The 7,850-nt window shown below is 69.1% G+C and carries 9 protein-coding genes; 1 reads left to right on the top strand and 8 read right to left on the bottom strand.

The window, feature by feature from the left end:
- The coding region (locus HMPREF2833_RS10830) for a transposase (RefSeq protein ID WP_070638594.1) at nt 1-291 on the bottom strand (291 nt) is incomplete at its 3' end.
- Nucleotides 292-515: 224 nt separating this feature from the next.
- Here HMPREF2833_RS10830 and HMPREF2833_RS12455 point away from each other — a divergent pair.
- Nucleotides 516-1,289: a hypothetical protein gene (locus tag HMPREF2833_RS12455; protein ID WP_141756188.1), complete on the top strand. Its 774-nt coding sequence runs from the start codon at nt 516-518 to the stop codon at nt 1,287-1,289.
- A 28-nt stretch (nt 1,290-1,317) separates the two neighbouring features.
- Here the strand turns inward: HMPREF2833_RS12455 and HMPREF2833_RS10825 are convergent, their stop codons facing one another.
- The 7 genes from HMPREF2833_RS10825 to HMPREF2833_RS10795 all read right to left on the bottom strand — a co-directional run bounded on the left by HMPREF2833_RS10825 (nt 1,318) and on the right by HMPREF2833_RS10795 (nt 7,816).
- On the bottom strand, nt 1,318-2,457 hold the full coding sequence (locus HMPREF2833_RS10825; protein WP_246829128.1) for a tyrosine-type recombinase/integrase: 1,140 nt from the start codon (nt 2,455-2,457) through the stop codon (nt 1,318-1,320).
- Between the two features lie 61 nt (nt 2,458-2,518).
- Entirely contained in the window at nt 2,519-2,734 is a 216-nt protein-coding gene (locus HMPREF2833_RS10820; RefSeq protein ID WP_070638122.1) for a helix-turn-helix transcriptional regulator, read from the bottom strand.
- Complete coding sequence (locus tag HMPREF2833_RS10815) at nt 2,731-3,318, bottom strand: hypothetical protein (protein WP_101888496.1); 588 nt, start codon at nt 3,316-3,318, stop codon at nt 2,731-2,733. Before HMPREF2833_RS10815 ends, HMPREF2833_RS10820 begins: the two co-directional genes overlap by 4 nt.
- A gap of 80 nt (nt 3,319-3,398) precedes the next feature.
- Complete coding sequence (locus tag HMPREF2833_RS10810) at nt 3,399-5,120, bottom strand: TraM recognition domain-containing protein (protein WP_070638588.1); 1,722 nt, start codon at nt 5,118-5,120, stop codon at nt 3,399-3,401.
- Between the two features lie 53 nt (nt 5,121-5,173).
- Nucleotides 5,174-5,692: a hypothetical protein gene (locus HMPREF2833_RS10805; protein WP_070638121.1), complete on the bottom strand. Its 519-nt coding sequence runs from the start codon at nt 5,690-5,692 to the stop codon at nt 5,174-5,176.
- A gap of 175 nt (nt 5,693-5,867) precedes the next feature.
- Nucleotides 5,868-7,352: an ATP-binding protein gene (locus HMPREF2833_RS10800; RefSeq protein ID WP_070638584.1), complete on the bottom strand. Its 1,485-nt coding sequence runs from the start codon at nt 7,350-7,352 to the stop codon at nt 5,868-5,870.
- The gene (locus tag HMPREF2833_RS10795) at nt 7,349-7,816 is read right to left on the bottom strand and encodes a hypothetical protein (protein WP_141756187.1); all 468 of its coding nucleotides are present in this window, start codon (nt 7,814-7,816) and stop codon (nt 7,349-7,351) included. Before HMPREF2833_RS10795 ends, HMPREF2833_RS10800 begins: the two co-directional genes overlap by 4 nt.
- Nucleotides 7,817-7,850 lie beyond the last annotated feature (34 nt).

Below are 7,850 nucleotides of genomic sequence, written 5' to 3'. Positions count from 1 at the left end.
GCGGAACTCGTTGCGACCACCGGTTGAATCCGCCATCGCGTTCGCCTCGCGCAGCTCACGATTCTCCCGCTCGAGTCGGCGGATCCGCTCCGATTCGCTCGTCGTGACGCCCTGCCGGTCGCCAGCGTCGACCTGCGCCTGCCGCACCCAGCGGCGCAGCGACTCCGTCCCGAATCCCAAGCGGGCCGAGACAGCTCCGCACGCAGCCGTCAGGTTGGGGTACTCATCGAGATGATCGAGCACGAGCCTGATTGCGCGCTGCTTCGTCTCCTCCGGAATCCTCTTCGGCATGATCAACATCTTCCTTCCAGACTCGAAAGGAAGCGGCATCAAACCGGGGACGGTTCAGTCTTGAACACGCAGCCTTCGACTGGTTGGTCTTTCTCGGCGACACGTATGTGGAGCGCATGCGTTCGGTTTCAGATGAGACCTGGGAAGAGTGGCAGCGGGATCGAGCGGCAGGCGCCGATTAGGCGGCCAACATCCACACTTGGACCCGCACAAAGAAGGGTGACGTGACCATCCGATGGCGGGGAGTACTCTCGGCTCCTGATGAGCACGGCACCCAGGAAAAGCTGAGTATCTACTACTTCCTGATCGACGAGTACGACGGTCTTCTAGGAAAGCCCGCTGACCAAGAGGATGACGGCTTCCTCACCAAAGATGAACTACGACGTCGCGCTAGTGAGAACGAAGCTCGCTGGCTTGTGTACCTCAGGTGGTCCGCGCTCTTGGAGAACCTCGAAGAGAACGGACTCATCGACGCTGCCGACTCCGGGCGACTCAGCGTCCACTACAGATTTCTCTCCAGCTACGCGCACCCTGTTACGAACAGCGACGTACGGCTGTATGGCCGTCACCTAGACGGAGCGTCGCCTCACTACGACCACTACGCGAGCGAGTTGGTACTGCTCTATGCCATTGCGATCGCCTCACTGGAACTCCGCACCTACAGCCAAGGAGTCAAAGAGCGTCTCAACGCCGAAACCGCCGACCACGACGGAACTGCCGAGGATCTCCAAGCGGCAGATCAGGTTGCAGGACACTTCTGGTTTCTAGGCGAGAATCCCCACCCGCGGGACCGTCATGACGAGGTGAGCAGACGATCGATCCGTCAACTTCGAGAAGGTGGCGACGGGTCGGTAGCAGTCCCGGAGATGTCAGAAGTGGCCTTCCCACGTGATCCACTCTCCAGGCTTGTGAGACAGCACGCCAGTTCCTATGGGCGGATCGCGGGGACCGAGTACATAAGCCCGTGGCCCCGCACCGACGCATCTGGGAGAGGGTGAAAACCACGCCCTCGGGCGCAGACCGTTGTCATATCACTCGACCCTGACGGGCGTGCTTGCGCTGTCCGGCGACGGAGAGGAACGCGTTGGCCTGCTCGGCGGCGGAGGCGAGGTGACGGTCATCGGGGTGGAGATAGCCGCGGGTGGTCTCCATCGAGGCGTGCCCGAGGATGTCTTGGAGGACGTGCAACGGGATGCCTGCGTCGGCCATCCAGGTCGCCCCGGTGTGGCGCAGGCCGTGCCGGGTGAGGTCCGGCAGTCCGAGCTTCGCGACGACGCCGTTCCAGTTGGTGGCGTCGCGGACGGTCGCGGTGGTGAGGTAGCCGCCCTTCGGCCCGACCAGCAACGAGTCCTCGGGCTGCTTGCCCTCGGTAAGGCGTTCCAGTACGGGCCGCAGGGGTTCGAGGATCGGCACGCGGCGTTCTTTGCGGCTCTTGGTCGGCTTGGTGACCAGGCCACCTTTGCCGGGGAACACCTGTCGGCGGATCACGACGAGGTTCTTGCCGTAGTCCACGTCCCCGACCTGTAGCCCGGACACCTCCGAGGACCGTGCGGCGAGCAGCGCGGCGAGCATCACGAAGTCGCTGTAGGACTGATGGATCTTCCCGCACGCGCTGGCGAGGCGGTTGAGGGTCTTCATGTCCGGGATCGCGTGCGCCCGCGGCGAGGACTGCTCGGCGGACTGGCCGCGGAAGGCGTTGCGGTTCAGGCTCCGCTTGGCGCGGTTCTTCGCAGGGTTGATCTGGATCAGCCCGTCCCGCACGGCTTCGTCAAGCACGCGGACCAGTGGGGCGATGGTGTTCTTGATGGTCGACGCCCCGTGACGCTGTTCCCACCCATCGATGGTGCGGTCGATGATCCCGGCGGTGATCTGGGTGACCGGCAGATGCCCAAGCGCCGGCAGCACGCGCAGCTTCAACCCGTACCCGTAGGTCTCGCCCGTGGAGGTCGGGTCCAGGCCCCGCGCCCACCTGTCCCCGATGGAGGTGACGAACTCCAGCAGCGTCATGGACACGTCCATGCCCTTGGTCGATGAGTTGCGGAGCTGGTCGAAGAACTCGTGCGCCGCCGCCTCGTCCCGCACGATTTCTGAGCGGATGACACGCCGCTTGGTGGTCGGGTCGGTCCACCGGGCGCGGGCACGGATGCCATAGGAGCGCCGCTCCATGTCCGTGGAGACCTTCACCCCGATCGGCGGCACCGGCTTGGGCTCGGCGGTCGGCTGCGGCTCAGCCCTCCGAGGCATGGTCGTGTTCCAGTTCAGCCAGCCAGCGATCCACGGCATCGAGCCGGTACCGGGCGATCCCGCCAAGCCGCAGGAACGGCGGCCCGGTGCCTGCGGAGCGCCACCGCGACAGCGTGGACTCCGAGACCTTCAAGTACGCCGCGACCTCCCGGCTGTCCAGCAACGGCGAGACGACCAGTGCCTCGGTCTTGTCGCTCACGACATCTCTCCGGTGTCCGGGTCGAGGTCGCGGTAGAACGCTTCCTCGGCCTCGCGGCGGGCCTGGACGTCGGCCATGACGAACTCCACGAACTCGGCGTCGCGGTCGGTGATCGGGATGTCCTCGATCGGGTCGCCGGGTTCCTCACCGGGCCAGACGGTCTGCCTGGTGGGGCGGTCGTGGTCGAGCCGGGTGCCGCAGGCGGCGACCCATTCGCGGAGCCGCTGGCGGGCGTCGGCGAAGTCGCGGTGCCAACCGAGCGGCGCACTGCCGTTCTGGTCGGGGTCGTAGGCGCAGAGCCAGTGCAGGTGCAGCGCGCTCAGCTCCCACAGCAGCTCGGGGTGCATGTGCCACGCAGGCGGGATCACGGAGGCGGGGAGCCCGTAGGTGTGGCGCAGCCAGTCCACCCAGCGGTTGAGCTCCAACCACTCGGCCTCGGCGTCCTCGGCACTCAGCAGGTTCCAGTTGATCGGGTGCGGCGGCTCGGCGATCAACGGCTCGTCGTAGCCGTCGTCGTCCATCTGATCCACATCCGAGTCGGGAACGTCGTTCATCGTGGCGTCGCCGCGGGGTTCGTCGGACATGCTGTGCTCCTGTCTGCTCTCCGGCGCCGGTTCGTGCCGGGCCGTTGTGGCGGGCAGGTGCTCCTTGCTGCGACCGGCGTTCAGGTGTCGGAGCGACGGAGCAGGGTTTCGATCTCGGCACGGTCGGCGGTGAGCTGGCTGGCGTCGGGGCGCTTGGGCCAGGGGTGCAGGTCGGTGACGATCGGTGGCGCAGAGCGCAGCAGCACGATCCCGGTCCCGAACGGGAGCCGGCGGATGCGGTCGGGCGGGAAGATCGGCACCCGGCGCACGGAGCGCTGGTTGGAGCGGCTGCCGTGGTCACCGAGCGTCACGGAGTCGGTGTATTCGTCGCGTTCGCCGGCCAAGGCGCTCAGGTCTTGCAAGTCGCGGCTGTTGGATGCGCCGCCGAGGATGACCTTGACGATGGAGGCGTCCCAGATGGCGTTCGCCTGGTGCTCGTTCCACTTGTCCCGCGCCTGCGCGAGCGATTGGAGCACCGGCATGGTGGTGATCCCTGAGCCGCCGCCTTCGGCCATGAGCGTCGGCAGGGAGGGCAACGGCGAGAGGTTGGCTATCTCGTCCAAGGCCAGCAGCATCGGCGGATCGAGCCGGGCACCGGCTGATCGTGCGGCCAGGCGGCGGGCGGTCTCGATGAGGTCTTCTACGAGCGCGGCGACCAGCGCGGCGCTGGCTCCCGCACCGGACCCGGTTGCCAGCATGAACATCGTGCCCCGGTCGCGGATGAACGCTTCGGGGTCGAAGCCCTCACCGGGGCCGGGTGATACGGCATCGAGCACGCGCGGGTCGGCCAGCGAGCCGAGTGCCAGGGAGACGCCCTGCCAGATGGAGTCGCGGGTGCGGGGGTCGGAGTCGATCATCGCTTCCAGGGACTCGGCCCACCCGGTTGCCGCCTGGGTGGAGCCGGTCAGGATCGCCACCGCGTCAGCGGCCGCTGTCGGGTCGAGGGTCCATCGGAACAGCTCGGCGGGCGGGCGGTGGTCGATCGCTGCCGCGTGCAGCAGGGCTTGGAGCGCGGCGCGTGTCTTGCCTTCCCAGAAGCCTCCGCCGTCGACGCCGCCGGCGGACAGGCCGGTGCCGGCGGCGAGCCCGGTGGCGCGGATCATCGCCGTCTGTGGCGACTCGCAGCCCCGGATCGGTGACCAGCGCAGACCGGCGGGCAGGCCCTCGGCCAAGTGTTGCGGGTCGAAGATCGCGACGGGGCCGATCCGGCGGCGGGCGCGCATGGTCGCGGTGAGGTTGTCCGGTCTGGTCGAGGTGACGACGACGGCGCCGGGCGCGTCGAGGATGGCCGGGATCACCAGATGCAGGCCCTTCCCGGAGCGGGGCGGGCCGATGACCATGATCGAGTCCTCGACCGAGGCCCACACGCCGGTGCCCTTGGAGGTGCCGAGCCGGTAGCCCACGTCCTGCGGCCGTGGGTCGCTCAGACCGGGGCGCAGGTTTCCCGCGCGGCGCAGCAGCGCCTTCTCGGACGCAGCGGCGGCGACTTCGTGCCGGGTGGCGATTCCGGCCATGCGGCGCGGGTCGGCTTCGATCCGGTGGGTGTGGCGGCGCAGCCGCAGCCACGCCCATAGCCCGCCGGTCACGAGGACGGCGAGCAGCAGCCCGGCGACGATCCAGTAGACGACCGGGTTCAGGCCGTCCGCGTCGAGCGCCGCGGCGGGTTCGCCGGGGCGGAACAGCACTCCGACCCCGGAGGCGGGATCGCCGGCCGGCTGCGGTGTGCCGGTCAGGAATGCGGCCACCGATCCAGCGGCGCGCAGGATCAGCGCGACGCCGAACAGGACGACCAGCCCGATCATCGCGGCGTTGGTCAGCTCGTCCCCGAATGAGCCGGTCTGCCGGCCCTGCTCGTTCACGGCAGTCGCCGGATGATCGTGGTGCCGGAGACGCGGCCGAACAGGATGACCTCGATGACCCCGCCGGTCTGGTCAACACTGACTCCGGCCGGGTCGATGAGGGCGCGCGCGGTGCCGGTGTGGGCGGCGTCGGTGTGCCCGGTGACAACGGCGACCGCCACGTCCTCGCCGGGAACGAACCCCTCGCCCTCGACGGTGTGGAACACCGGCCCGGCCGGCGCCTCCGGTTCCGGTTCGGGCTGGGGACGGGAACGCCGACGACGGGCGGCGATGATGTCGGTGAAGGTCGTGCCATCCGCTTCGCGGACCTCGACCCTGGCCGGTGTCGTCCGGTCGTTCGTGGCCCGGTCGATGATCTGCCCAAACGAGGAACGCCGCCACGGCGGCGCGAAAGGGTCGGGGTCCAACCGTTTCCCGTCGACGGTGACGGTCACGGTGCCGTCCTCGCGCACATCGAGCACGACGAGCGGAATGGAGACCGGGACAGGCTCAGGCTGCGGCTCGGGTTTCCTCATGCCGCCAGGTGCACCCGCACCCACCGACAACAGTCGAGGGCCGCTGGACGCACGGGGGTTCCCGGCCGGGCCGGTCACGACTCCGGGAGGAACCGTTCAGCGATCCCGAAGAACCGTCAGTCCGACCGATGAACCGTCAGGAATCCCGACGAACGTTCAGGAACCCGGCGAGCTTCTAGCCTTTGCCGGTCATGCGGGCGGTGGTGTCGAATGCAGCCAGCTCGGCGGGGTGGAGTTGGTGCTGCACGACGAAGGCCCGGTCCTTGATCCGCCAGAGCCCTTGCCCGGTGCCGAGTCCGGGCAGCAGGCGGCGTTCGGTGCCGGTCAGCCCGAGCGCGACGGCGGTGGGGCCGAGCTGATCGGTTTCCTGCCGGTAGACGATCCGGGTCTCCGCGTTCGCCAGCAGGCTGTTCGCCAGCGCCCGGTTCGCCGATCCAGCATCGCCGACGTTCTCCAAGTCGGTGAGCTTGTGGAACACGAGCAGATTTGCCAGCCCGTAGTGTCTCGCGAGCCGCCAGTGCGCGTCCATTCTGCGCAGGAGCGCCGGGTGGGACATGAGCCGCCATGCCTCGTCGTAGACGACCCATCTGCGGCCCCCGTTGGGGTCGAGCAGGGCGGCTTCCATCCATGCGGATGAGCAGGTCATCAGCACCGAAATCAGCGTGCTGTTCTCGCTGACGCGCGAGAGGTCGAGGCTGACCATCGGCAGGGACGGGTCGAACCTGACGGTGCTCGGCCCGTCGAACAGGCCGGCCAGGTCCCCGGCTACCAGGCGGCGCAGGGCGTGGCCGACCTGGCGGCCGTCCTCGGTGAGCCGGCCGTCCGGGTCGTCGGCAGGGTCGGGGCGCAGCAGCCGGTCGACCACCATCGGCAGGATCGGCACGTCCGTGTCGCGGACCGCGCCGGCCAGGGCGGTGTCGATCGCGGTGTGCTCCAACGGCGCCAACCGCCGATCCAGCACCGTCTCGGTTAAGGCTCCGAGCAGATCGCGGCGTCGCGCGGCGAGGGTGGTGGCCCACTCCTGGTCGGACAGGCCGCCGGGCCGGTAGCCCTCATCCAATGGGTTGAGCCTGTTGCCCATCCCGTGCCCGAGGATGATCGCTTTCCCGCCGACTGCTTCCGCGACGCCGGAGTGCTCGCCTTTGGGGTCGCCGGGGACATAGACGCGGTACCCGAAGGGCAGGCTGCGGGTGTAGAGGCTCTTGGCGAGCGAGGATTTCCCGGAGCCGACGATCCCGGCGAGGATCAGGTTCGGCGCGGTGATGATGCCCCTGCGGTACAACTCCCACGGGTCGTACACGAACGATGAGCCACTGTAGAGGTCTTGGCCGATTAAGATTCCCGCGGCTCCGAGCCCGGCTTCGGCCAGGAACGGGTACTGCCCGGCAAGCACGGCGCTGGTGTCCTGATGCCGGGGCACCCGGAACCGGCCCGGTGTCCTCAGCGCCGCCGGGCCGGACTCGCCGGCGGCGGGCAGGTAGATCGTGGCGCGGCGCTCGGCCCGTTCGGCGGCGGCCTTGGCCTGGGCCGCTTCCTTCTCGACGTGACGCTGCTCGGCGACGAGGCGGGCGGCGGCTTGCCGCCGCTGCTTGCGCAGCCGACGCCGCTCCGAGGCGGGAGCGACGAGGACAGCGGTATGCAGCTTCTCGCCCCGGCTCACAACGACCGCCCCCGCGTCCCGGAGACCCAACCGCCGATGGGACGGTCGAACCATGACGAGTCCGGCGCCGGGCGAGGCTGCCGTGGCATGCCCGGCTTGGGCTGCGGCGGGTCCTCGATGCCGAGCAGGGCCAGCGCGTCCGCGTTCTGACGAGCGGCCTCAGCGACCCATCCGGGAAACAGGCCCTCGTGCTCGGGCCCGCTGCCGGGGTTGTCGATGGCGTACTGCCGTGCGTCGCCGGCCGCGGTCAGGTAGGCGGCGAGGTCGCGCATCGCGCGGTCCAGGGCGACCGGGGCGCCAGCGCCGGTGAACAGGTCCCGGCCGTCGATCGTCTGCCCGGTCGCGGTGTCCTCGATGCGGTAGGCGTATCGCTGGTGCTCGCCCAGCGGCGAGTCCGGCCAGACGGTCAAGGTGAGCGTCCCCGCTTGCCGGGACATCGGAGCGGCGGGGTCTGTGCTGTTCATGGCGGGCAGGTGCGCGCCGACGCGTCTCGGCGGC

The organism is Kocuria sp. HMSC066H03, assembly GCF_001812045.1.
GTDB classification, from domain to species: Bacteria; Actinomycetota; Actinomycetes; order Actinomycetales; family Micrococcaceae; genus Kocuria; species Kocuria rhizophila.
This window is presented reverse-complemented; position numbering and strand designations above follow the sequence as displayed.